We start from the raw sequence: 24674 nt of genomic DNA on the forward strand, positions 1-24674 counted from the left end.
CTCGAAGGCCTTCCATGGTGCTGCTGGTCGGGCCGCTGCTGCCCGGGCTGCCCGGGGTGCTGCGGCTGTCCGGTCGGCTGCCCGGCCTGCGGCGCGGGCCGGCCCGGCTGCTGCTGGGCGGGGTACCCGGGCGGCGGCTGGTGACCGGCCTGCTGGTGGCCACCGGGCTGCGGGTACCCGGGGTGCTGCGGCTGCCCCGGGTGCTGCGGCGGGCCGGCCGGCGGGTAGCCGGGCGCGGGCTGCTGCCCCTGCCCCGGGTAGCCGGGCTGCGGTGCCTGCCCCGGTCCGGGCTGTCCCGGGTAGCCGGGGTGCTGCGGCTGGCCCGGGTGCTGCGGCTGCCCGGGGTGCTGCGGCTGCACCGGCGGGTAGCCGGGCTGCGGTGCCTGCCCCGGTCCGGGCTGTCCCGGGTAGCCGGGGTGCTGCGGCTGGCCCGGGTGCTGCGGCTGCCCGGGGTAGGGCTGCTGTCCGGGGTACTGCGGCGGGGTGCTCACGAGCCGGCCACCACCTTGCGCAGCTGCTGGAACGCCGTGTAGTTGGCGATCGCCTCGATCCGGCCGGGCGGCGCCATCCGGACCGCCTCCTCGAGCGACTCCACCACGTGGAACTGCAGGCCGGCCACCTCCAGGCGGACGGCGAGGTCGAGCCGGCGCTGGCCCATCACGAAGACCGGGTGGCCGTGCAGCCGCTCGTAGTCCACGTCCCACAGCCAGGAGGTGTCGGTGCCGTCCGCGTCCATCGCGTTCACCGAGAGGATCACCGGCGCGGGCGGGCCGTCGATCAGCGAGAAGGTCTCCAGCCAGCCCGCCGGGTTCTTGGCGAGCAGCAGGCGCACGTCGCGGCCCTGGTAGTTGACCACGTCGTAGCGGCCCGCCACGGCGGCCACCGACTGCATCCGCTCCAGCGCGGTCTGCGGCGGGACGCCGAAGACCGCGGCCACCGCCGCCGAGCTGGTGGCGTTGGCCAGGTTCGCGCGTCCGGGCAGCTGCAGCTGGATCGGCCAGGCGGCACCGTTCGGGTCGATCACGTGGCTGCCCTGCAGCGCCCAGTGCGGCTGCGGGCGGCGGAAGCCGCACTCCTGGCAGTACCAGTCGTCGCCGGGGCGCTGCATCACGCCACCGCAGGACGGGCAGGACCAGGCGTCCTCCTTCCAGGCCTGACCGGCGGCCACCCAGACCACCCGCTGGCAGGAGGAGGCGGCCCAGGTCACCAGCGGGTCGTCCGCGTTGGCGATGATCACGGCCTCGGTGCCCTGCAGGCCCTCGCGCCACTTCTCGGCCAGCATGCGGGTCTCCGCGGCGCGGTCCAGCTGGTCGCGCGAGAGGTTCAGCAGCGCTATGGCCTTGGGGCTGGTGTCCCTGGCGACGCCCGCCAGGTACTTCTCGTCGACCTCGATCACGCCGTAGCGGGCGTCGGAGCCGCCGGCCAGCGCGGCGGTGATGCCGGCGGGCATGTTGGCGCCCAGCGCGTTGGAGACCACCGGGCCCGCGGCGCGCAGCGCCTCGGCGATCAGCCGGGTCGTGGTGGTCTTGCCGTTGGTGGCGGAGACCAGTACCACGTCCAGGTGGTCCGCGAGCCGGGCCAGCAGGTCAGGGTCCAGCTTGAGGGCGACCTTGCCGCCGATCACCGAACCGCTGCCGCGGCCGGCCGCGCGGGAGACGGCGCCCGCCATCTTGCCCGCGGTGACGGCGAACTTGGAGCGGGCGGGCAGTGAGGAGTCGCGCGCGCCGGTGGCCGCGGCCTCCGATCCGGTGCCTGACATGCTCAGGGGTTCCTCCTCTTGGCTGACGACCCCCCTCTGACCTCGTACGGGCCCCAGGGCGGTGGGGACGGAGTCAGCCTAACGGCTCCCCGGGAGCGGACCCAGCCACGGGGCCCATCAAGACGTGCGAGGTCCGGCTCCTGACGGGCCCTCGACCGGCGTAAACGCCGCCCCCGCCAGCCCGGTGGGACCTCGCGCCCCTCCTGGAACGCTCCCGCGGTTCCTCCGCCGGGCCCGGCGGAGGGCCGGTTCCGGCTGGTCAGTGCCCGCCCGGCGCCGCGGGCCACGGGCTCGGCAGCCGCTGCGCCGCCCCCGCCAGGTGGGCGGTGATCACCAGGGTGCCCTCCGAGACCTGGTAGTCGAGCGGGAGTGCGAGCCGCTGCATCGCGCCGATCAGCGCGGTGTTGCCGGCCTGGGCGACCGCGTAGACGGTGGCCACCCCGGCCTCGGCGGCCAGCGCCGCCATCCGGCGCAGCAGGTCCAGGCCCAGGCCGCGGCGCTGCCACTGGTCCTCCACCAGCACGGCCAGCTCCGCGCTGTCGTCGTCCCACATCAGGTGGGCGAGCGCCACCAGGCTGCCGTCCGGGGCCTGCACGGTCAGCATCTGGCCGTGCCGCGGGTCGAGCAGGTGGTTGAGGTAGCGGTCGGCGTCGCTCACCGGGCCGTGGTACCGCTGGCGCAGGGTGGCCGGCGAGCAGCGCCGGTGCAGGGCGAGGGCCGCGGCCTTGTCGTCGGGGGTGGCGCGACGCACCGTCAGCTCGGGGCCGGCCGAGGGGCTGAGGTGGTCCTCGACCTTGGGCACCCGGGGGCCGAGCCGGGTGTCCAGTTCGACCAGCGCCTTGGCCCTGGCGAACTCGGTGGGCGTGAACGGCAGGTGCGGGCGGGAGAGCTCGATCAGTCCGCCGCTGGGCGTGGCCAGCCGCATCAGCGGGCCCGCCAGGCTCGGCGCGGCCGGTTCGCCGCCCTTGGCCGGGGTCTGCCGGATGGTGATCTGCCCGAACAGCTGGCGCAGCGCGACCGGCAGCTCGGCGGTGTCCAGCGCCGTCCTGGTGGCCAGCGCCAGCATCTGGGTCGGCAGGTCCACCAGGTCGTGGGCGTCGGCCGGCTCGGTCCAGATCTCCCGGCCGCCGGCGCGGGCCACCGCCTCGGTCAGCACCGGGCGCGGCAGCGAGCGCGGGGCGCGCAGCAGGAACTCGTCCACGGTCGCCTCCGGCAGCGGGTGGGTCTGCAGCGAGATGATGCTGATCCGCAGCTCGGCCAGCGCCGCGCAGAGGGTGGCCAGGGTGCCCGGCGCCTCCGAGACGGTGGTGCGCAGCCGCCACAGCGTGGTCGCCCCCGCCGCCCGCTCGTCCGGCGCGCCCGCGTCGGGCGACGGGGCGGCGAGCGGGTCGGTACCGGGCGACCCCGGGCCCGGTGGCCCGTGCGGATGGCGCTGTGCCCACCAGCTGTGGAACACGGCCGTGGCCAGCAGTGCCACGGCCGAGGCGGCCAGCAGCACCGGGCCGTCGTGGCCGTGCACCACCACGTTGGCGACCAGGTCGGCGGTGGCCACCGCGACGAAGACCGCCGCGAGCTCCACGGTCTGGCGGCGCCAGCGCTCGGCACCGGCCCGGCGGCGCCGGCGTCGCGAGAGCCGCACCGCGGCGGTCTGGTCGGGCTGGGCAGGAATCGGCGATTGAGTCATGTTCCCCACCATGACGGGCTGGTGTTTCGCGATCACGAATCTGTTATGACCGCGCGGTAAATGTCTACCGGGTCGCTCCGACAACCGCCCGGTTACCGCCGGGTAGTGGGCCGTTTCGCGACGGGTTCTTGTCACATCCGGCCGTCATATCGTCAGCTCGTCGCCGAATCCGACAGCTGTTGACCCGTCAGCTCGCCCACCGCCGTGCGGACTTCGTCCAGCAGCACCGCGAGGTCCGCCTCCGTCGTCGTGGCGTTCAGCAGGCACGCGCGCAGCGCCTCCCGGCCGCCCAGCACGGTGCCGGTGACGAAGGCCCGCCCGCCGCGCTGCACCGCGAGCGGCAGCGCCTGGTTGAGCGCGTTCAGCCCGCTCGGCGACAGGCCGGCGGGACGGGCCCGGAAGGCCACGATCGAGGTCTCCACCGGCGCGAGCAGCTCCAGGCCCGGGTCCGCCTCGATGAGCTCGCCCAGCCGGCGGGCCAGCCGGGTGCAGTGCGCGATGTCGGCGGCCAGACCGTCCCGGCCGCGGTGCGCGATGGTGGCCCAGACCTTGAGCGAGCGGAACGGTCGGGTCTGCTCGGTGCCGTACTCGGAGAACCAGCCGAGCCCGCCGGCCTCCTCGTCGCGCAGGTAGGAGGGCACCAGGCTGAAGGTCTCGCGCAGCTGGCCGGCGTCGCGCACCAGCGCGCAGCCGCAGTCCACCGGCACGCCCAGCCACTTGTGCGGGTCCAGGGCGAGCGAGTCGGCCCGGTCCATTCCGGCGAAGCGGTGCGCGATCGCCGGGTCGAGCACCCCGAAGGCCCCGTACGCGCCGTCGATGTGCAGCCACAGGTCCTGCTCCGCGCAGAGGTCGGCGATCGGCTCGAAGCGGTCGACGGCGCCGGTGTTGACCGTTCCGCAGGAGGCCGCCACCAGGAACGGCAGCCGCCCGGCGGCCCGGTCCTCCGCCACGGCCGTGCGCAGCGCCGTCACGTCCAGCCGGCCCTCGGCGTCCGAGGCCACCACCCGCAGCTGTCGGCTGCCCAGTCCCAGCAGCTCGGCGGCCTTGCGCACGCAGGAGTGGGTCTCGCCGCTGACGTAGCCGACCAGCGGCGGCAGGCCGGACAGTCCCTCGGCCCGCACGTCGTGGCCGATCCTGGCGGCGGCCCGGCCGCGCGCGGCGGCCAGGCAGACGATGGTGGCCATCGAGGTGCCGGAGGTGAGCAGACCGGCGCCGGGGGTGTGCGGGAAGCCCACCAGCTCGGCTGTCCAGCGCACCACCGCGCGCTCCAGGTGCACGTCCGCGTGGTCGCCCCCGGCCGAGCTCGGGTTCATCGCGGCGGCCGCCAGGGCGGCCAGCACCCCGGCCGGGGCCGGCGCGGAGTTGACCCAGCCGAAGAAGCGTGGATGCCCGTTGCCCATCGGCGCCGGCATCACCTCGGTGGCGACGGCCGCCAGCAGCTCCTCCAGCGGGCGCCCGGTGCGCGGCAGCGGGGCGTCCAGCAGGCGGGCCCGGGCGGCGGGGTCCATCGGCTGCCAGACCGGGCCCTGCGGCACCGCGGCCAGGTAGTCGGCGACCAGGTCGGCGGTGGCGCGGGCGGCTTCGCGAAAGGGCAGCTCGGACATGGTGCCGATGCTACGGCGGCCCCCCGGGCAGCTGGCTCGGGGGGCCGCAGGGAGAGGGAGCCGGGGCTCAGTCCAGCGAGCCGGAGAGCCGGGCCGAGGAGCGGCAGTCCCGGGCGATCTCCTCGTTGGTCAGCTTGGCGCAGAGCCGGCCCGCCGCCCCGGCGTCGGTGTAGTTGACCGTGTAGTAGCTGACCATGCCGTCCACGCAGGACTTGCGCTGCCAGGCGTCGGCCGCGCTCGCGCACTGCTGGCCGACCCAGTCCTCGCGGTCCAGGTTGTACTTCATGGTCCGCGAGCCGACGCCCCGGCTGCAGTCGCCGGCCCCGCCGGTGGCCTGCGCGTTCAGGCACCACTTGAGCGCTTGGGCGTAGACCTCGGGGTGGTCGGGGTAGTCGTGCGAGGAGAGGAAGTAGGTCGGCGCGTAGAAGTAGCAGGCCGACTGGAAGAGCGCCGGCTGCTCGGGGCAGGGGTAGAGCGGCTCACTGGCCAGCTTGTCGGCGGGCAGGTTGGCCTTGGCGTTCTCGTCCTCCTCGTCGGGGCCGAAGAGCTGCATGAACAGGCCCTCGGAGCAGGTGATGATCCGGCTCTGCGAGGCGTACTTGCTGCACAGGTCGCGGGCGGCGGCCACGTTCTGCTTGGTCACGAACATCGTGCCGTGGCCGGTGCCGTGCACGCACGGCCCGCTCATCTGCGGCTGGCAGAGCTTGAGCAGGTCGGTGCCCGGATCGCTGGAGGCCGCCAGCATCTCCTCGACCGCGCCGTGCAGGTATCCGGAGGCGCAGGTGTCGTGCGGGAACGAGAGCACCTTGGCGAAGTCGTAGTTGTACCGCTTGACGGCCGTGTGGCCCAGCTCGTGCGCGATCGGGTGGCAGAACCGGACGGTGTAGGGCTTCGCCTTGGTGATCTTGTCCAGGTCGGCCAGTGCCACGCCAGGATCGGTGGCGGCCATCTCGGTCATCAGCTTGTTGCGCAGTGTGCTGCGGGTCCACACGGCCGGGTCGCCGGTGGGGGAGGCCGAGGCGCCCGCCCCGCCGGCCACCACCGCACCGGCCACCGCGGGCGCGACCCGGCCGCCGGCCGTGGCGGCGCCGGGCACCCAGTCCGTCACGGCCAGGGCGCCGAGGCCCAGCGCCCCGAGCAGGAACGCGGTGACGATGGCGAAGACGCGTGCGTGCATACGTTCAGCGCTCCAGGTGACCGGAGGGACACGGACCGTCTCATCCTCACCCCTGGTCGACCGAACCAGGTGCTCCACTGGCCCGTCCGGGGTGTCGTCGTGGCACCATGCCAGGACGCCCCTCTGCCGTTTGGAGTAGATGTGTCCACTGCTGCCGAGCTGGTCTTCCGCACCGCGACCGAGCGCGACATCTCCGCGCTGGTCGAGCTGGTGGAGTCCGCCTACCGGGGCGAGGCCAGCCGGTCCGGCTGGACCACCGAGGCGGACCTGCTGGACGGGCGGCGCACCGACGAGGCGGCGGTCGCCGAGACGCTGGCCCGCCCCGGCACCCGGGTGCTGCTGGCCGAGCGCTCCGGCGACGGCGAGCTGCTCGCCTGCTGCACGGTCGAGCGCCGGCCGGGCGGCGCCTACTTCGGCATGTTCTCGGTCCGCCCGGCCCGGCAGGGCGGCGGCGTGGGCCGGGCGGTGCTGGCCGAGGCCGAGCGGTTCGCGCGCGAGGAGTGGGGTGCGGGCGAGCTGGAGATGACGGTGATCGTGCAGCGCGCCGACCTGATCGCCTGGTACGAGCGGCGGGGCTACACCCGCACCGGCGAACTCTCGCCGTTCCCCTACGGCGAGGAGCGCTTCGGGGTGCCCAAGCGCCCCGACCTCGCCTTCGAGCGGCTGGTCAAGGCGCTCTGAGCCACGCCCTCAGGAGGAGGCGGCGGCCGGCTGCGGAACGCCGACCGGGGTGAACGGCCGGCCGTCCAGCGTCCAGTGCGGGTCGGGGACGATCGAGAGCGCCGCGTAGACGTGCGCGGCCACGTCCACGTGGCGCACCGGCAGCACCTCACCGCCGGGCGCCAGGCCCGGACCGCAGGCGGCCACCCAGGCGGTGCGCTCCAGCGTGCTGCGCCCGCCGTGGCCGCCCTGCTCGACGTGGCCGTGGTCGGTAACCACGATCACGGTCCACTCCTCCTCGGCGTGGCCGGGCCGGGCCCGCAGCGCGGCCAGCAGCCGGCCGAGCCGGGCGTCGGCGGTCTCGATCGAGCGCCGGTACTCCTCGCCGCAGCCCAGGAAGTGCGCGGTCTCGTCCACCGCGCCCAGGTAGACGAAGCTCGCCTGCGGGTCGTCGTCGCCGGTCAGCACGGTGACGGCCTCGGCGGTGGCCCGCTCGTCGCAGACCTCCCAGTCCTCGGGGGTGTCGGCCAGCGGGGCGATGTAGGCGAGCCGGCCCGGGGCGGCGAACAGCGGACCGCCCTGGCGGGCCAGGAAGAGCGGCTCCCAGCCGCCCACCGCGAAGGTCCGGCGCCGGTGCACGGCGGCCAGCCGGGTGGTGAAGTCCGGGAAGACGTCCAGCCGGTTGCCGCCGAGGTGGTTGCCGAACACGCCGTGCTTGGCCACCGTGACGCCGGTGGCGATGGTCGCCCAGCACGGCCCGGACATCGTGGGCGTGGCCTCGTCGACCTCGACGGGGGCCAGGAACCCGGCCGCCGCGACCGCGTCCAGGTGCGGGGTGTGCAGCTCCGGCAGCAGGTCGAGGCGGACGCCGTCGATGCCGACGACCAGGACGCGGCGCGGGCCGGCGGGCCAGAGGCTGGACACGTGGGGGACTCCGTTCGATCAGCGTGCGATTAGCCCGCACCTTATGCGCCCCCGCACCGCCCCCGGCACCCGCGGCCTGCCATGGTCCAGGCGGCCCAAGCACGGCGCCATCGGATGTTCGCCGAGAGTTCGCCGCCGGGTCACGGTCGGCCCGTGCCGGGCCCGCGCCGGGCCCGGCACGGGCCCCGGGCCCGCGCCGGGCCCGGCTGTCGCGGCTGCCGTGATGGTGGACGACCTGGCGGCGGTGCGGGCCACCCTGGCGAGCCACGGCGCCTTCGAGCTGACCAGCGTCACCGGCCGCTACCTCTTCGTCCGGCACGCGGACGGCAGCGAGGTGGAGTACGTCGACTGGACGCCCGGGATCAGCGTCAGGATGCTGGGCTGATCCTGGTGCCGCCGGCCGGGCCTACTCCTCGGCGGCGAGGACCCCGGTGGCGGCGAGCTTGTCGGCGAAGGTCTGGCGCCGGCGGTCCCAGAGCGGCCAGAACCAGCCCAGGTAGCAGGGGATCGAGTCCAGCAGGTGCGCCAGGTCGCGCAGGAAGGCGCGCAGCACGCCGACCGGCTCGGTGCCGTCCAGCCGGATCAGCCGCAGGTCCATCAGGCGCTTGCCCCAGCTCTGGCCGGTGCGCCCGGCCAGGTACCAGCGGTCGTAGGCGAACAGCAGCAGCGAGAGCACACCGAGCCCGATCTGGAGGCCGGCATGGCCGGGGTCGAACACCCCGGCGATGATGTTCGGCGCCCCGCAGGCCAGGACGTCGATCAGGAAGGCCACCACTCGCATCGACCAGTGGGCGTAGCTCACCGCGTTCTCCTCGCCGCCGACCGGACCTCCAGCCTGCCAGCCACCGCAGGGCCCGCAAGCGCTGCTGCGCCAGCGGGCTGAGGGGGCGTCGCGGCTCGCAGGGCCGCTCTCGTTAGCCGGTCAGCTGGCCGCCGCGCTGGCCGGGCGGCTGTCGGCCAGGGCCGCCTCGATCCCGGCCGCCTCCGGCACGCCCAGGCGGCGGGCCAGCGTCAGCGCCTGGCAGAGCCGGGCCAGCCCCTCGGTGGTCCGCCCGGCCCGCAGGTCGCCGCTGCCCAGGCCGGTCAGCGCGCGGGTCTCCTCCAGCGGGGAGCCGGCGCTGCGTGCCAGCGGCAGCGCGGTGGCGAACTCGCCCTGTGCCTGGTCGTCCTCGCCGGTCCAGGTCAGCAGGCGGCCGAGCAGGTTGTGCACCTCCGCCTGGCCGGCCTGGTCGCCGCGCTCCTGGCACAGCGCCAGCGCCCGGCGCAGGTGCTGGGCCGCGGCCACCGGGTCGCCGGTGGAGAGCAGCGCGTCGCCCAGGTAGGCGAGCACCCGGGACTCGCCCAGCAGGTCGCCCTGGTCCTGGTAGAGCCCGAGCGCCCGGCGCAGGTTCACCGCGGCCGCCTCGTGCCGGCCGGTGGCCTGCTGCAGGACGCCGAGGTAGGCGATGGTGTTCATCCGCCCGCGTGCCTCGTCCAGCTCGTGGTACATCAGGCTGGCCCGCTGGAGGTCCTGCTCGGCCGCCTGGTACTGGCCGGTCACCAGCCGCACCGCGCCCAGCGCCATCAGCGCGTTGGCGTGCCCGATCCGGTTGCCCAGGCCCTGGTAGAGGGTCAGCGCCTGCCGGTGGGTCCGCTCGGCCTCCTGGTAACGGCCGGTCAGCTGCTGCAGCGAGCCCAGGCTGGCCAGCGCGTAGGCCTCACCGGGCCGGTCGTCGCGGGCCCGGCACAGCTCCAGCGCCTCGCGCAGGCTGTCCTCGGCGGCGGCCAGGTCGCCGGTCAGCTGCTGGATCAGGCTCAGCTCGCTGAGCGCGGCGGTCTGCCCGGTGCGGTTGCCCAGCTCGCGGAAGAGCGCCAGTGCCCGGCTCGCCTGCTCGGTGGCCTCGGCGTACCCGCCGGTGATCCGGCCCAGGATGCCCAGCTGGCTGAGCGCCTCCGCCTCACCGGGCCGGTCGCCCACCCCCTGGGCCAGCGCCAGCGCCTGGGCGAAGTACTCCCGGGCGCGGAGGTTGTCGCCGAAGGTGCGCTCCATCGCGCCCAGCTGGATCAGGGCGGCGGCCTGCCCGCTCGGCGCACCGAGCGCCCGGTACAGCTCCAGCGCCTGGCGCAGGTGCTCGGCGCCCGCCTCGTGCTCGCCGGTCAGCCGCTGGAAGGTGCCCAGGTGGGTCAGGGCCGCGGCCTCGCCGAGCCGGTCGCCGGTGCGCCGCGCGGCCTCCAGCGCGATCCGGTGCAGCACCCGGGCCTGGCTCCACTGGCCCTGCGAGCGCAGGAAGTCGTGCAGCGCGGCCGGCAGCTGCACCGCGTGCTGCGGGTGGCCGTGGGCCGCCGCGTACTCGACCGCGGCCCCCAGGTTGCCGCGCTCGTTGCGCAGCCAGGCGCGGGCCTCCTCCTCGGTGGCCGGCTCGACGCCGCCGGGGCCGGCCAGGTGGCGGACCGCCGGGTGCCGCGCGGCCGCGGTGGCGATCGCCAGGTAGGAGTCCAGCAGCCGGGCCACCGCGGCGTGCCGCACCGCCGCGTCGTCCTCGGCGCTCAGCGCCCTGGCGTGCTCGCGGATCAGGTCGTGCATCCGGTACCGGCCGCGCACCGGCTCGTCCACCAGGTGGTGGTCCTCCAGCTCCTCCAGCAGGCGGCGGGTGGTGGGCGGATCGCTGTCGTCGAGCGCGGCGGCGGCCCGGGCGTCGAAGTCGTCGCCCGGGTAGAGGCCGAGCCGGCGGAAGAGCCGACGCTGGCGGTGCGTCAGGTCGCGGTAGGAGAGGTCGAAGGCGGCGGCCACCGAGACGTCCTCGGCGCTCAGCGCGCCCAGTCGCCCGGCCGCCGCGGCCAGGTCCGGCACCAGGTCGTCCACCGACCAGGCGGGGCGGTGGCGCAGCCGGGCGGCGGTCAGGTGGATGGCCAGCGGCAGGTAGCCGCAGAGCCGGACCAGCTCGATCACCGCCGGCTGGTCCGGGGCCAGGTCGGCCCGCCCCGCGGTGGCGGTGAAGAGCGCGGCGGCCTCCCGCGGTGAGAGCACGTTCAGGGTCACCGGCACCGCGTCGCCGAGCGCGGGCAGCCGGCGCCGGCTGGTGACCAGCACCAGGCTGCCCGGGGTGCCGGGCATCAGCGGGCGGATCTGCTCGCTGCTGCGGGCGTCGTCCAGCAGCAGCAGCATCCGCCGCCCGGCCAGCCGGCTGCGCCACAGGTTGGCCCGGGCGTCCAGGGCCGGCGGGATCTGCTGGGGCGAGACGCCGATGGTGAGCAGCAGCGCGGCGAGCGCGTCGGCGGGCTCCACGGCGGGGGTGCCGGGGGTGTGGGCGTGCAGCGGCAGGAAGATCTGCCCGTCGGGGAAGTCGGCGGCCAGCCGGTGCGCGGCGTGGATCGCCAGCGCGCTCTTGCCCACCCCCGGCATGCCGTCCACCGCGTGGATGCCGACCACCTGGCCGTCCGCGTTGCCCGCCCGGCAGGCGTCGAGCAGCCGCTCCAGCTCCTCGGCGCGCCCGGTGAAGCCGGCCACGTCGCGCGGCAGGCCCGCGCCGGCGGCCACCGTCGGCGGTGCGTCGGGAGTGTCCGCCGCGGCGGCCTCGCCGCCCGGCGCCGTGCCGCCCGGGGCCGGCGGCCGGTGCACGCGGTGCTGTGCGCCGGTCTCGGCCCGCAGCACCTCCTGGTGCGCGGCCCGCACACTGGGCCCCGGCTCGATGCCCAGCTCCTCGATCAGGGTGCGGCGCAGCCGCCGGTACACCGCCAGGGCCTCGGCGCGCTGGTCGGTGCGGTGCAGCGCCAGCATCAGCTGACGGTGGAAGGACTCGCGCAGCGGGTGGCCGGCGGTCAGCCGGTTCAGCTCCGGGATCAGCCCGTGCGGGTGGCCGAGTTCCAACTCGGCGTCCATGAACCACTCCAGCCCCTGGAGCCGCAGCTCCTGGAGCCGCTGGGTATAGGGGAGGACCTCCTCGGCCAGATTCGGCAGGTCGGTCAGCGGAGCGCCGCGCCACAGCGCGAGCGCGGCACCGGCGCGGTAGCTGACGCTCTGCCAGTCACCGCCTTGGTGGGCGGCCCTGGCCGCCTCCAGGTGGGCGGTGAACAGCTCGCTGTCCAGCTCCTCGCAGTCGACCTGGAGCAGGTAGCCGGGGGCAACGGTGCGCAGCCTGCCCTGGCCGCCGGTGCCGAGCAGCCGGCGCAGCTGGACCACGTGGTTGTTGAGCGAGGTGGGCGCGGTGGCCGGCGGGTGTTCGCCCCACAGCGCGGCCGTCAGCCGGTCGCGGGAGACGGCCTGGTTCGGCTCCAGCAGCAGCATCGCCAGCAGCGCCCGGGCCTTGGGGGAGCTGAGCGGCAGCGCGCTGCCCGCCGCGTCCTGGATCATCAGCGGCCCCAGCAGGCCGAACCGCAGGCGGGATCCCGGCTGTGCCGGAACGGGCGCACGGCCGTCGAGGGTCCCTTGTTGATGGTCCATTATCCGGATATTACCCGGCCGTGAGCGGCCTCCGGCAGGCTCAGGACAACCGAGCCCGGCCGGGCTGGTGCCTGACAGGGGAGGGCACCAGCCCAGCCGGTCTGCGCGGGCGTACGCCCGCCGTACCAGGGAAGGAACCGCCGATGGCCACCCAGCCGTCCTCCGCCACGCCGTCCACCGATCGCTCCACCGCCGCGGGGCTCGCCTTGCACGGTCGTGACACCACCTGGATCCGGTAGCCGCTCGGGAGCAGCGCCGGGTGACCGGCGCCGCTCCCGGTCACCCGGCGCCTCGGCCGACCTCGCCGGAGGCGGGCCGAGGAAGGTGCGGGACCGGCTCGGGGGGCCGGTCCCGCAACACGCCGACCCGTGCGGCGGGTGCCGAGTGGGAGGCCGCCGGTCGGGTAAGTGTTGGAGACAGCAGGGGCCGCCGGCGCCCCGCAGCAGCAAGGGGTGAGGTCATGACCGACAACGCCGCCGAATTCGCCGTCGAGTCGCTGGACCCGGAGGACCCGGAGTCCGAGACCGACGAGGAGCTGCCCTCGCCCGCCGAGCTGCCGCTGAACGCCGCCGCCGACGAGGGCGACGCCGTCGAGCAGCGCCGTCCCGTCCCGGTCGACGAGGACGAGTACCCCCGCTGAGCGGGGGCGCACCGGCTCACAGCCGCAGCGAGACCGGGTAGGCGCGCAGCCACCCGTCCAGCGTCAGCAGTACCTCGGTGGCCGGCCGGGCCGCCTGCGGATCGCGCTCCGGGGAGAGCGCCGCCGCCACCGCCGCCGGATCGGCCAGCGCCTGTCCCGGCGCCTTGGGGTCACCGGCCAGCTCGGTCAGCGCCGCCCGCAGCGCCAGCGGGTAGTTCGGGTCCTGGGTGCTCGGGTAGGGGCTCTTCACCCGGTCCACGATCTCCTTCGGCAGCACGTCCCGGGCGGCCGCCCGCAGCAGGCTCTTCTCCCGGCCGTCGAAGGTCTTCATCGCCCACGGGGTGTTGAAGACTTAGCTCACCAGGCGGTGGTCGCAGAACGGCACCCGCACCTCCAGGCCGCTGGCCATGCTCATCCGGTCCTTGCGGTCCAGCAGGATCCGTACGAACCGGGTCAGGTGCAGGTGGCAGACCTCGCGCATCCGTCGCTCGTGCGGATCGGCCGCGGGCAGGTGCGGCACCTCGGCGAGCGCGGTCGCGTAGCTGTCGGCCACGTAGGCCGCCAGGTCCAGCCGGGCGATCAGGTCCGGGTCGAGCAGGCTCTCGCGCGCGGCGGTGCCGCGCCCGCCGAGCCGGCGGGCCACCCCGGCCGCGTGCCAGGGGAAGGTGTCGCCGTACACCGCCTCCCGCTCGTGGAACCACGGGTAGCCGCCGAACACCTCGTCCGCGGACTCACCGGACAGCGCCACCGTGGAGTGCCGGCGGATCGCCCGGAAGAGCAGGTAGAGCGAGGTGTCCATGTCGCCGAAGCCGGTCGGCAGGTCGCTCGCGCGCAGCACCGCGGCCCGGTGCACGGGGTCGATCAGCGCGGCGGCGTCCAGCACGATGTCACTGTGGTCGGCCTGCACGTGCCGGGCCAGCAGGTGCGCGAAGGGGGTGTCGGGGGTGGCCCGCAGGTCGTCCGGCAGGAAGTTCTCCGCCTGCCCCGTGAAGTCCACCGAGAACGAGCGCACCGGCCCCGCACCGGTGTCCGCCAGGCCGCGCGCGGCCAGCGCCGTGATGGTGCTGGAGTCCAGGCCGCCGGAGAGCAGCGAGCAGAGCGGCACGTCCGAGATCAGCTGGCGGCGCACGATGTCGTCCAGCAGGTCGCGCACGGTGGCGATGGTGGTGGGCAGGTCGTCGGTGTGCTCCTGGGCCTCCAGCGCCCAGTACTGACGGTCGCTCAGGCCCTCGCGGCGGATCCGCAGGACGTGGCCGGGGCGCACCTCGGCCATGCCCCGGTAGATCGCCTGCCCCGGCGTCTTGACCATGGCGAGCACCTCGCGCAGCCCGTCCAGGCCGACCACCGGTTCCACCCACGGGTGGGCCAGGATCGCCTTCGGCTCGGAGCCGAACAGCACGCCGTCGTCGGTGCGGTAGTAGTAGAGCGGCTTGACGCCCATCCGGTCGCGGACCAGCAGCAGCTCCTCGGTGCGGGCGTCCCAGAGCGCGAAGGCGAACATGCCGTTGAGCCGCTCGACGAAGCCGGGCCCCCAGCGCAGGTAGGCCTGCAGCACCACCTCGGTGTCGCTGCGGGTGCGGAACCGGTGGCCGTGCGACTCCAGCTCGGCGCGCAGTTCCACGTGGTTGTAGACCTCGCCGCTGTAGGTGAGGGAGGCCAGCAGCCGCCCCTCCCGCTCCACCGTCATCGGCTGCGCGCCGCCCTCGATGTCGATCACCGCGAGCCGGCGGTGGCCGAGCGCGGCGTGCGCGGTCAGCTGCACCCCGCCCGCGTCGGGGCCGCGGCAGGCCATCGTCCCGGTCATCGCCGCCAGCACCTCGCGCTGCTCCGTCAGGTCCTGGTCGAATGCCACCCAGCCGGCTATGCCGCACATATGCAGTGCCCTCCAGTCGTCGGACCCCGGCGGCCGGGCTGCGGCGGCCGGAGCGGGAGCCAGGCGGCGCTCTGCCGGGTACGAGGACGGGCAGGGTGGTGCGCCGCGTCGTTCCGTGTGCAGTTGGTGACGCTACGCCTACCTGGTGCCGATGGCGCTGCTGCGGAGCGGAATTGGCCGAAGCATGCCAGGAAGGGCCCGTGCTGCGTCGGGTGTCGGGGGTGCGGCCGGGCTCCGGAGTGCGGACGGGCGGGGGTGGCCCCGGTGGGCGTACCGTGGACCGGTAGTGCACAACGGACCGGTCGTGCACGACGGGCCCTCTCGTCCGCTCCGCTCCCACGTGGAGGTTGCCATGAGACTGAAGGACGAACTCCCCACCGACCACCGGCTCGCCCAGGTCTACCGCTACGGTGCGGGCCTCTGCGGTCTGCTCCTGTTGATCTGGGGCTGCTTCGGGTTGGCCGGTGACCCCGGTTACCTCTCCACCCACGGCACGAACGTCGCCGGCATGTCCAGCAACGGCGCGCTCGGTGTGCTCTCGATCGTGTTCGGCGCGATCCTGATGATCGGTGCCGTGGTCGGCGGCAACTTCGCCTCCTGGCTCAACATGATCGTCGGCGCGATCTTCGTCATCGCCGGCTTCGTCGGGCTGATGGCGCTCGACAGCAGCTGGAACCACCTGGCCTTCCGGATGGCCAACGTGCTGTTCAGCTTCGTCTTCGGCTTCGTGATCGCGACCTTCGGCATGTACGGCAGGGTCAGCGGCCACCTGCCGCACGACAACCCGTACTGGCAGCAGCGCCACAGCGGCGAGCGGGAACCCGAGGAGGACGTGGCCGGGCGCTGGCACGTGCCCGCCTTCAAGCAGGTGCTGCGGCCCACCGTGCACCACTGACCGGCGCAAGCCCCCGACGTGCAGGGTGCCGGCGAGCGGATCGCTCGCCGGCACCCTGCACGTCGTCCGGGGTCAGGCGGCGGGCTCCTCCAGCCGGAAGCCGATCTTGACGGTGACCTGGTAGTGCTGGATCCGGTCCTCCGCGACGTGACCGCGTACCTGCACCACCTCGAACCAGTCGATGTTGCGCAGGGTCTGTGACGCGCGGGTCAGCGCGTTGCGGATCGCGGCGTCGGTCCCCTCGTGCGAGGAGCCGACGATTTCGGTCACGCGGTAGATGTGCTCGGACATCACGGCCTCCAGGGGCGTGGTCGGGCTCGGCGGTGAGCTGGGGCAGGTTTCCTTCCACCGTGGCGCATCGGGCGGCGGCGCGCGCGGTGGGCCGCCCCAGGGGTGAGGCGGCGGATGTTACGGAAGTCGTACGGCGGCGGCGGGCGCGAGCCGCGGCGGCCGGGCGGTCCCTATCCTCGGTGGGGTGACAGTGACGCCCCCGCCCGCCGCATCGGCCCCCTCGCCCCGGATCCTGGTGGTCGACGACGACCCGACCGTCGCCGAGGTGGTCACCGGCTATCTGCGGCGGGCCGGCTGCACGGTCGTGCGGGCCGCCGACGGGCGCGCCGCGCTGGCCCAGGCCGCGCTGTTCCGTCCCGAGCTGGTGGTGCTCGACCTGATGCTGCCCGAGCTCGACGGCCTGGAGGTCTGCCGCCGGCTGCGCGCGGACGGCGCCGACCGGCCGGCGGTGGTGATGCTCACCGCACGGGGCGAGGAGTCCGAGCGGATCCTGGGCCTGGAGCTGGGGGCCGACGACTACGTCACCAAGCCGTTCAGCCCGCGCGAACTGGTGCTGCGGGTGCAGGCCGTGCTGCGCCGGCAGGCCGTCCCGCTCGGGGCGGCGAGCCGGGAGCCGCTGCGGGCCGGCGACCTGCGGCTCGACCAGCAGGCCCGCCGGGCCTTTCGCGGGGAGTGCGAACTGGCACTCACCCAGCGCGAGTTCGACCTGCTGACGTTCTTCGTCCGGCACCCGGGGACGGCGTTCGGGCGCGAGGAGCTGATGCACCGGGTCTGGGGGTGGGAGTTCGGCGACCTGTCCACCGTCACGGTGCACGTGCGCCGGCTGCGCGAGAAGGTCGAGGACGACCCTGCGGCACCGGCGCTGATCAGCACGGTGTGGGGCGTCGGCTACCGGTTCGACCCGGTGGCGGCCGGTGCGGCCGAGGGCGGTGCGGCGTGAAGGACCTGCTGCTGATCGCCCTGTTCGCCGCGCTCGGGGCGGGCGTGGCCGGACTGCTGGGCTGGCCGGCGGTGCGGCTGCTGCGCCGCCGCTCGGTGGCGCTCTCGCTCTTCGCCGTCGCCGTGGTCACCGTGCTGGCGATGACCGCCGGCACCCTGGCGGTGGCCCAGGCGATGTTCCTCTCGCACCACGACCTCGGTGTGGTCATCACCGTGACCTGCATGGCCGCGGTGGTCTCGCTGGTGACCGCCGCGCTGCTGGGACGCCAGGTGGTGGCCGGCAGCCGGGCCCTGGCGCTGGCCGCCCGCACGGTGGGCAGTGCCGCCGGATTCACCGCCCCCGCCGAGCCGCTCGGCTCCGAACTGGCCGATCTGAGTGCCGAGTTGGCCGCCACCAGCGCGCGTCTGGCCGAGTCCCGGCAGCGCGAGCAGGCACTGGAGGCCTCCCGGCGCGAGCTGATCGCCTGGATCTCGCACGACCTGCGCACCCCGCTGGCCGGCCTGCGGGCGATGGCCGAGGCACTGGAGGACGGCGTGGCCGAGGAGCCGACCCGCTACCACCGGCAGATCCGCACCGAGGTGGACCGGCTGACCGGCATGGTGGACGACCTCTTCGAGCTGTCCCGGATCCAGGCCGGTGCGCTGACCCTGTCGCTGGCCCGGGTCTCGGCCTACGACCTGGTCGGCGACGCGATAGCGGGCGCCTACCCGCTGGCCCACGAGCGCGGTGTGCAGCTGCGCGGGGAGCGGATCGAGCCGGCCCCGGTGCAGGTGGACGGACGGGAGATCACCCGGGTGCTCGGCAACCTGCTGGTCAACGCGATCCGCTCGACCCCGGCCGAGGGCGTGGTGGCGGTGGCCGCCCGGCAACGGGAGGGCGAGGTGGTGCTCTCGGTGACCGACGGGTGCGGCGGTATCCCGGAGGCGGACCTGGCCCGGGTCTTCGAGACCGGCTGGCGCGGCGGCAGCGCCCGTACCCCGCGCCAGGTGCGCGGGGCGGCGGCCGAGGGCGGTGCGGTGCAGCACCATGGGGACACCGGCGCGGGGCTCGGGCTGGCGATCGTGCGCGGCATCGTGGAGGCGCACGCGGGGCGGGCCTCGGTGCGCAACGTCCAGGGCGGCTGCTGCTTCGAGATCGCGCTGCCCGCCGCGCCCGCACCGCTGTCCTGAGCGACAGGCAGGGCGGGTGCCCGGAAAGTTCCCGGAGGCGATGGGTTCACTCGAACTAGTGATTGGCCAGAGGCGTTCGGACGGGTGCGCTCCGTTTTCTCCTAGGGTCGGCCCTGCTCATCGAACCGACAGGGGAGGGCTCCCATGGCACCTGACGCACCTGACGCACCCGGCGCATCCGACGCACCTGACGCAGCCGACGACCGTGCTCCCGGCCGCGGACCCGCCGGCCTGACCCGGCGCCGCCTGCTGGCCGGCTCCGCCGCGCTGGGCTCCGCGGCCTGGCTGCTGCGCGGCATCATCACCCCCGACGATGCCGAGGCCGCTCCCGCCGGGACACCCGCAGTGCCGGTGCCGCCCGCGTTCCCCGCCGGCATCGAGCTCTACCGGCAGACCTACGAGAACTGGGCCGGCGAGATCCACGCCGACCAGCTGTGGACCTGCACCCCGCACACCCCCGAGGACGTGGTCACCCTGGCCAACTGGGCCCACGCCCAGGGCTGGCGGCTGCGCGCCCAGGGACACCGGCACACCTGGGCCCCGCTCACCGTGGCCAACGGCACCCCGGCCGCCACCGCGGTGCTGCTGGTGGACACCACCCGCCACCTGACCGCGATCAGCGCCGCCGGCACCGCGGCCGCGCCCGCGGTGCGGGCCCAGGCGGGCACGGACATGGAGACCCTGCTGGCCCACCTGGCCGGGCGCGGCCTCGGGGTCACCCACTGCCCGGCCCCGGGGGACATCACCCTGGGCGGGGTGCTCGCGATCGGCGGGCACGGCACCGCGGTCCCGGTCGCGGGCGAGAGCAGCGGGCCCGGCCACGGGTTCGGTTCGATCAGCAACCTGGTCACCCAACTCACCGCTGTGGTCTGGGACCAGGGCGCCGACCGGTACGTGCTGCGCACCTTCGACCGGGCCGAGGCCGACACCGCCGCCTTCCTGGTCAACCTCGGCCGGTCCTTCGTCACCGAGGCCGTGCTGCGGGCCGGCGCCGACCGGAACATGCGCTGCCTCAGCCGGATCGACGTCCCCGCGAGCGAGCTCTTCGCCGCGCCGGGCGGCGGCAACGGCCGCAGCCTGGCCGACTTCCTGGAGCAGAGCGGCCGGGTGGAGGCGATCTGGTTCGCCTTCACCGAATTCCCCTGGCTCAAGTCCTGGAGCGTCGCCCCCGAGCGGCCCTTCTCGTCCCGCGCCGTCAGCCAGCCCTACAACTACCCGTTCTCCGACAACATCCCGACGCCGGTGGCCGACCTGGCCGGCAGACTGGTCAGCGGCTCCTGGGCGCTGGCGCCGACCTTCGGCCAGCTGCAGTACCTGATCGCCGCGATCGGTCTGACCGGCGACCTCACCGACGTCCTGCTCTCCGGCACCCTGCTGGAGGACCTGCTCAGCCTGGACGTGGTCACCCACCTGCTGGCCGGCGGCCTGCGCTCCGACCTGTGGGGCCCCTCCCGGACGCTGCTGCAGTACGTGCGCCCCACCACCCTGCGGATGGCCGCCAACGGCTACGCGGTGCTGGCCCGCCGGGCGGACGTGCAGTGGGTGGTCAACCAGGTCACCAGCGGCTACCAGCGCCTGCTGACCCAGTACCAGGCGCGCGGGCAGTTCCCGGTCAACGGTGCCGTGGAGATCCGGGTCACCGGCCTGGAGGACCCGGCGGCCAGCGGCGTCCCGGGGGCCCGGCCGCCGTTGCTCTCCGCGATCCGGGCCCGCCCGGACCACCCCGAGTGGGACGTCGCGGTCTGGTTCGACGTGCTGACCCTGCCCGGCACCCCGGGGATGTACCAGTTCGGACGCGACCTCGAACAGCTCCTGCTGGCCGCCTTCGACGGCACCCGGGCGGCGCTGCGCGTCGAGTGGTCCAAGGGCTGGGCCTACACCGCGGATGCCGCCTGGGCCGACCCGGACGTGCTGGACCGGGTGATCCCGGACAGCTACCGGGCGGGCGGCGGCCCGGGCTGGGACGAGGCGGTGGCGGTGCTCGACCGCTACGACCCCGACCGGGTCTTCGGCAACCCGTTCCTGGACCGGCTGCTGCGCTGAGGCTCCGGCGAGGTCCGCCGGACAGGCCCTGGGGTCCGCCGCGGCGCACCCGGCGGCGCACCCAGCAGAATGGCCGCCATGAGCGCAGACCAGCACCCCAGTGATCCGCCGCCGAACGACGGCGCCCCGCCCGGCGGCCCGCTCCCGTCCGCGCCGGAGCCGGGAGCCTCCGAGCCCGGTGCGGTCGCGCACGAGCCGACCGAGCTGCTGCACCACCGGCTCGACCGGATCGAGCGGCTCCTCACCGAGCCCGCCGGGCGCGGTGGGCCCGGCGGGGGCGGCGGCGCGGCGGAGCCGTCGGCCGCGGCCAAGCCGGTCTGGCGCACCGAGACCGAGGCGGAGCAGCGCTGGACGGTGACCGCGGTGATCCTCATCGCGGTCGCGCTGCAGCTGGCGATGCCCGACCGGCTCAGCATCCACCCGCGCTGGATGCTGCCGGCCCTGGAACTCGGCCTGCTGGTCGCGCTGGTGGTGCTCAATCCGCACCCGCGCCTGGGCACCAGCAGCCGGGCGCTGCGTGCGCTGAGCCTGGCGCTGGTCGCGGCGATCAGCCTGGCCAACGGGTGGGCGGCGGTGAAGCTGGTGCGCGACCTGGTGCACGGCAGCGGCGCCTCCAGCGCGCTGCCGCTGCTCGGGACCGGCGGTGCGGTCTGGGCGACCAACGTGATCGCCTTCGCGCTCTGGTACTGGGAGTGGGACCGCGGCGGACCGGCCGCCCGGGCCCGCGGCACCGCCGACTATCCGGACTTCCTCTTCCCGCAGATGCAGCAGCAGGGGCTGGCGCCCGAGGAGTGGGAGCCGGGCTTCCTGGACTACCTCTACGTGGCCTACACCAACGCCACCGCCTTCAGCCCGACCGACACCATGCCGCTCTCGCTCTGGGCCAAGCTGCTGATGATGCTGCAGTCGGCGGTCTCGCTGCTGACCGTGCTGCTGGTGGTCGCCCGCGCGGTCAACATCCTGCAGTGAGGAGGGTGTTGCCGCTGACGGCCCCCGGACGCCGAGAGCGTCCGGGGGCCGTCTGGTCAGCTCACCGTGCCGGGGGAGTTCACCACCAGCGCGACCAGGACCAGCCGTGGCCGTGGTGGGACGGCTGCTGGCCGGTGCCGCCGGTGCCGCCGGTGCCGCCGGTGGTCGGAGCGGGGGCGGGGGCCGGAGCCGGAGCCGGAGTGGGCGCGGGGGCCGGGGTGGGCGTGGTGGTGGCCGTTCCGGTGATCTGGTTGTAGCGCAGCGGGGTGTAGTAGCTGGTCGGCCAGCCCGCCAGCGAGCTGGCGTTGAGGTCGCCCTGGTACTCGTTGGTGAGGACCCGCGAGTTCTGCTCCGAGTAGTAGTTGAAGGTCCCCGCGGACTGGTCGATCCAGTTGCCGAAGAGGATGACGTGCTCGTCGGTGTAGTCGAGCGCGTCGCCGGGCTGCAGGTCGGAGCTGCTGATCTGGGTGGACACGCTGGGCAGGGTCTGGGTGACCAGGCTGTCCGACAGGTGCCAGGCCATCGACACGTAGCCGGAGCAGTCCTCGCGGTAACTGCCGTTGCTGTCGGAGTAGTTGGCGCCCTGGTTGTAGGGCACTCCCTCACTCACCCAGCTCTGGGCCCGCTGGATGACCTCGTCGCGCGAGATGCTGCCGTCGACCGACGAGGCGGCGTGCGCGGGGGTGACGAGCAGGAGCGAGGCGGCGCCGGCGCCGAGGAGCCCGGCGGACCAGCGAGTGAGGCGGTGCGAAGGCATGGCTGTCTCCAGGGAGAGGGGAGAGGGCTGGGGAGAGGGGGGAGAACGGGGTGTGGCTCAGCCGAGCTTGAGGGCGACCGAGGTGAGCAGGTCGCCGTCGGCCCGGGTGCTGTAGGGGGCGGCGTGGGTGCCGGCCCATTCGTCGAAGTGGACGACGGCCAGGGTGCTGCCCTGCTGGACGGCGTAGAGGTGGTCCGTCTGCGGACCGGCGGCGGAGATCCCCTCCACACCGGTCCACTGGCGCGACCAGGCGGTGCCCTGGCCGGTCGTGGCGGTCCGGGTCACCAGCGCGTCGCTGGAGCCGAGCTCCTTGGTCTGCAGGGCGCGTGACTGGGACTGGCAACTACCCATCTGGGTCAGCAGGTTCTGGTAGGCGGAGCGGGCGGATGGGCCGTCCTGGAAGCTGAACAGGTCCTGCTCGGCCGGCGTCCGGTAGCTGCTGACGTACGCCTGCTGCTGCCAGGCGAGGGCGCCGCTGACCGAGGCGCACTCGTTGAGCCGGACGGCACTGGTCACCTGCTGGGTGCGCGGCGCGGCCAGCGGCTGCCAGTGCTCGGCGGCGTCGGCGGGGAGCTGGTCCGCGGAGAGCCGGGTGCCCACCGCGGGGACCACCGCCCCCGCTGCGGGCGGCGGTGCGACGGCGACGGAGTGCTGCGTGGAGCCGCCGCACGCGCCGACCGCGGCCAGCACGGCCAGTGCACCCACGGCGGCGAGGGCCGCCGTGCGGCGGCGCAGGACGGCTCTGGCAAGCCGCGAGGGACGTCTGTGGCCAGGCATCGGGGGCTCCCTAGCAAGGTCGGCAGGGCAGGGCAGGGCAGGACGGGGCAGGGCAGGACGGGGTAGGGCAAGGCAGAGCACGGCAAGGCAGGGCAAGGCGGTGTGAAGCAGGGCGGAGCGGCGCCGGCCATGGCGCGGCGGAGCCGCGGGAACGGGTCAGCGAGGGCACTCAGCGCTTGGCCAGGACGGCGAGCGGTGAGCAGTGGACGGCACCGGCCGCACGGGCGGTCCTGGCCGTCACTCCCGGGGTCGGCCACTGGGGGGAGCGCCGCCGGGTGCCCGGATTCTTGCCCGATCGTTCGAGTACTGTCAATGTCGCGGCGCACCAGCCCGGGTGTGTTCAGGAACACGGCCGAGCCGGGCTCGAATGAGGGTAGTTTGACTCTTCGCCGCCGCGGGAAGCCCCGCTCGCGGTGCCGTCGCACGCCTGTCGTGACGATGGCCGGACGCCTGTCGTGCCGCCTGTCGCGACGCCTCGTCGTGACGGCTGTCGTGACGACTGCCGTGCGGGCGCCCCGACGGGCCTGCGCGCGGGAGAATGGACGGGTGACCAGCGCCGCGATGCCCCTGCCGGAGCCGGCACCCGTCCCGGTGGACGAGGCGCTCCGGGCCCGCCCGGCGCCGGCGTTGCGCCCTTATGTGGCCTGGTACTCGGGCTACCGCCAGCGCGGCGTCGCGCCGATGGTGCACCGCGGCCTGCCCTCGCCGTACCTGACGCTGATCCTCACCCTGGACGAGCCGCTCACGCTGGCCGCCCACCCGGACCCGCGCCAGCCGCCCGGCAGCTATCGCACGCTGCTCGGCGGGCTGCACACCGGCCCGGCGCTGATCACCCATGCCGGGCGGCAGTCCGGCGTGCAGATCGCCCTCAGTCCGCTGGGCGCGCGGGTCCTGCTCGGGCTGCCGGCGGGCGAGCTGGCGGAGCTGGACTTCACGGCGGAGGAGGTGCTGGGCGGCTGGGCGGCGGAGGGCCGGGAGCGCCTGCTGTCCGCGACCGACTGGCCGGGTCGGTTCGCCGCCGTCGACCAGTGGCTGGGCGGGCGCCTGGGGCAGCGGTCGGATCAGCGGGCGGTCGAGCCCGCGCCCGAGGTGGTGCAGGCCTGGCAGCTGCTGCTGGCGGGCGGCGGGCAGCCGTCGGCCGCCGCGTTGGCGGACCGGATCGGCTGGAGCGGGCGCCACCTGGCGGACCGGTTCCGTACCGAGATCGGCCTCACCCCCAAGGCGGCGGCCCGGGTAATCCGGTTCGACCGCGCCCGGCGCCTGCTCAGCGCCCGTGCGGGGCAGCCGCGTGCGGGTGACGGTCTGGGCCTGGCCGCCCTGGCGGCCCACTGCGGCTACTTCGACCAGGCGCACCTGGCCCGCGAGTTCCGCGCGCTGGCCGGCTGCGCGCCGAGCCGCTGGGTGGCCGAGGAGACGGGGACGGCGGCGAAGCGGGTGGCCGAGGAGCGGGCCGCGCTGGGTTCCGAAACGTCCAAGGCGGGGCCGGGGCGGCCGGTGCAGGCTGGAGCCACCCCGGGATGACCGGGGGCCCGCAACCGAGGAGGTCCGGTCACCATGGCCGATCGCACCGACACGTCCGACACGTCCGACACCGCGCGCACCGCTGACACCGCGGGCGCTGCCGCCCCCGCGGCCACCCCGCCGGCGCCCGGCATCGCGCCGCCCGCGCCCGGCGCCCCCGCCCCGCAGGTCTGGCCCACCCTTCGGGCCGGTGACGCGCGGGGCCTGATCCGCTTCCTGACCGAGGCGTTCGGCTTCGAGGAGGTCTTCGTCTACGGCGAGGGCGAGGTGGTCGAGCACGCCGAGCTGGCCTGGCCGCTGGGCGGCGGTGTGATGCTCGGCTCGGTCCGCGAGGGCGCACCCTGCCAGGGGGCACCGGGTTCGTTCAGCGCCTACGTGGTGACCGACGACCCGGACGCGCTGCACGCACGGGCCGTCGCCGCCGGCGCGGACGTCGTCAGCCCGCTGCACGTCACCGACTACGGCTCGCGCGACTTCGCGGTCCAGGACCCGGAGGGCAACCGCTGGTCCTTCGGCACCTACCGGGGCGAGCCGCCTCACTCCCAGGGGTGAATCGGGGCCGACCGGAAAT

21 protein-coding genes and 1 pseudogene are annotated in these 24674 nt (G+C 74.9%); 11 read left to right on the forward strand and 11 right to left on the reverse strand.

Translation table 11 applies throughout. From position 1 onward, the window contains the following. Window positions 1-14 precede the first annotated feature (14 nt). Window positions 15-533 carry a hypothetical protein gene (locus OG294_RS34955; RefSeq protein ID WP_327070567.1) on the forward strand — a complete coding sequence of 173 codons (519 nt, stop codon included), beginning with the start codon at window positions 15-17 and terminating at the stop codon, window positions 531-533. On the opposite strand, the gene OG294_RS34960 is transcribed toward OG294_RS34955, so the two are convergent. The 4 genes from OG294_RS34960 to OG294_RS34975 form a co-directional block, all read right to left on the reverse strand. Beyond that, on the reverse strand, window positions 488-1759 hold the full coding sequence (locus OG294_RS34960; RefSeq protein ID WP_327070568.1) for a MurT ligase domain-containing protein: 1272 nt from the start codon (window positions 1757-1759) through the stop codon (window positions 488-490). The two genes, OG294_RS34955 and OG294_RS34960, sit on opposite strands and share 46 nt — an antisense overlap. Window positions 1760-2018: 259 nt before the next feature. Then, complete coding sequence (locus OG294_RS34965) at window positions 2019-3443, reverse strand: GNAT family N-acetyltransferase (protein ID WP_327070569.1); 1425 nt, start codon at window positions 3441-3443, stop codon at window positions 2019-2021. Window positions 3444-3595: 152 nt separating this feature from the next. Further along, window positions 3596-5047, reverse strand: coding sequence for a pyridoxal phosphate-dependent decarboxylase family protein (locus OG294_RS34970; RefSeq protein WP_327070570.1), 1452 nt, complete (start codon window positions 5045-5047; stop codon window positions 3596-3598). Window positions 5048-5114: 67 nt separating this feature from the next. Further along, entirely contained in the window at window positions 5115-6224 is a 1110-nt protein-coding gene (locus OG294_RS34975; RefSeq protein WP_327070571.1) for a hypothetical protein, read from the reverse strand. Between the two features lie 141 nt (window positions 6225-6365). On the opposite strand from OG294_RS34975, the gene OG294_RS34980 reads away from it, so the two are divergent. Next, window positions 6366-6905, forward strand: coding sequence for a GNAT family N-acetyltransferase (locus OG294_RS34980; RefSeq protein WP_327070572.1), 540 nt, complete (start codon window positions 6366-6368; stop codon window positions 6903-6905). 9 nt (window positions 6906-6914) lie between these two features. On the opposite strand, the gene OG294_RS34985 is transcribed toward OG294_RS34980, so the two are convergent. After that, window positions 6915-7808, reverse strand: coding sequence for an alkaline phosphatase family protein (locus OG294_RS34985; RefSeq protein ID WP_327070573.1), 894 nt, complete (start codon window positions 7806-7808; stop codon window positions 6915-6917). 223 nt (window positions 7809-8031) lie between these two features. Between OG294_RS34985 and OG294_RS34990 the strand changes: the two genes are divergently transcribed. Further along, complete coding sequence (locus tag OG294_RS34990) at window positions 8032-8193, forward strand: hypothetical protein (RefSeq protein ID WP_327070574.1); 162 nt, start codon at window positions 8032-8034, stop codon at window positions 8191-8193. Window positions 8194-8214: 21 nt separating this feature from the next. On the opposite strand, the gene OG294_RS34995 is transcribed toward OG294_RS34990, so the two are convergent. Further along, entirely contained in the window at window positions 8215-8610 is a 396-nt protein-coding gene (locus tag OG294_RS34995) for an RDD family protein (RefSeq protein WP_327070575.1), read from the reverse strand. Window positions 8611-8730: 120 nt separating this feature from the next. Beyond that, window positions 8731-12228, reverse strand: coding sequence for an AfsR/SARP family transcriptional regulator (locus OG294_RS35000; protein ID WP_327070576.1), 3498 nt, complete (start codon window positions 12226-12228; stop codon window positions 8731-8733). 460 nt (window positions 12229-12688) lie between these two features. On the opposite strand from OG294_RS35000, the gene OG294_RS35005 reads away from it, so the two are divergent. Further along, entirely contained in the window at window positions 12689-12868 is a 180-nt protein-coding gene (locus OG294_RS35005) for a hypothetical protein (protein WP_327070577.1), read from the forward strand. A gap of 16 nt (window positions 12869-12884) precedes the next feature. Here the strand turns inward: OG294_RS35005 and asnB are convergent. Next, window positions 12885-14741, reverse strand: a pseudogene (gene asnB, locus OG294_RS35010) (asparagine synthase (glutamine-hydrolyzing)). Between the two features lie 352 nt (window positions 14742-15093). On the opposite strand from asnB, the gene OG294_RS35015 reads away from it, so the two are divergent. Further along, window positions 15094-15636 carry a DUF4383 domain-containing protein gene (locus tag OG294_RS35015; protein ID WP_327070578.1) on the forward strand — a complete coding sequence of 181 codons (543 nt, stop codon included), beginning with the start codon at window positions 15094-15096 and terminating at the stop codon, window positions 15634-15636. Between the two features lie 72 nt (window positions 15637-15708). Here OG294_RS35015 and OG294_RS35020 read toward each other — a convergent pair whose 3' ends face one another. Further along, entirely contained in the window at window positions 15709-15927 is a 219-nt protein-coding gene (locus OG294_RS35020; protein ID WP_327070579.1) for a dodecin, read from the reverse strand. Window positions 15928-16111: 184 nt separating this feature from the next. On the opposite strand from OG294_RS35020, the gene OG294_RS35025 reads away from it, so the two are divergent. The 4 genes from OG294_RS35025 (at window position 16112) to OG294_RS35040 (ending at window position 21048) form a co-directional block, all read left to right on the forward strand. Continuing rightward, window positions 16112-16867, forward strand: coding sequence for a response regulator transcription factor (locus tag OG294_RS35025; RefSeq protein WP_327070580.1), 756 nt, complete (start codon window positions 16112-16114; stop codon window positions 16865-16867). Further along, window positions 16864-18036 carry a sensor histidine kinase gene (locus OG294_RS35030; RefSeq protein ID WP_327070581.1) on the forward strand — a complete coding sequence of 391 codons (1173 nt, stop codon included), beginning with the start codon at window positions 16864-16866 and terminating at the stop codon, window positions 18034-18036. Before OG294_RS35025 ends, OG294_RS35030 begins: the two co-directional genes overlap by 4 nt. A 144-nt stretch (window positions 18037-18180) precedes the next feature. Continuing rightward, entirely contained in the window at window positions 18181-20079 is a 1899-nt protein-coding gene (locus OG294_RS35035) for a cholesterol oxidase substrate-binding domain-containing protein (protein ID WP_327070582.1), read from the forward strand. A 78-nt stretch (window positions 20080-20157) separates the two neighbouring features. After that, entirely contained in the window at window positions 20158-21048 is an 891-nt protein-coding gene (locus OG294_RS35040; RefSeq protein ID WP_327070583.1) for a hypothetical protein, read from the forward strand. A 79-nt stretch (window positions 21049-21127) separates the two neighbouring features. Here the strand turns inward: OG294_RS35040 and OG294_RS35045 are convergent, their stop codons facing one another. Beyond that, entirely contained in the window at window positions 21128-21805 is a 678-nt protein-coding gene (locus OG294_RS35045; protein ID WP_327070584.1) for a hypothetical protein, read from the reverse strand. Window positions 21806-21862: 57 nt separating this feature from the next. Beyond that, window positions 21863-22582, reverse strand: a complete 720-nt coding sequence (locus tag OG294_RS35050; protein WP_327070585.1) for a hypothetical protein — start codon at window positions 22580-22582, stop codon at window positions 21863-21865. Window positions 22583-23128: 546 nt separating this feature from the next. On the opposite strand from OG294_RS35050, the gene OG294_RS35055 reads away from it, so the two are divergent. Both OG294_RS35055 and OG294_RS35060 read left to right on the forward strand, forming a co-directional pair. Next, window positions 23129-24103 (forward strand): AraC family transcriptional regulator, encoded by a 975-nt coding sequence (locus tag OG294_RS35055; RefSeq protein ID WP_327070586.1) that lies wholly within the window; start codon window positions 23129-23131, stop codon window positions 24101-24103. A gap of 33 nt (window positions 24104-24136) precedes the next feature. After that, entirely contained in the window at window positions 24137-24655 is a 519-nt protein-coding gene (locus OG294_RS35060) for a VOC family protein (RefSeq protein ID WP_327070587.1), read from the forward strand. The last annotated feature ends 19 nt before the right edge of the window (window positions 24656-24674 follow it).

The sequence above is a fragment of the Kitasatospora sp. NBC_01302 genome, assembly GCF_035976515.1.
GTDB lineage: Bacteria > Actinomycetota > Actinomycetes > Streptomycetales > Streptomycetaceae > Kitasatospora.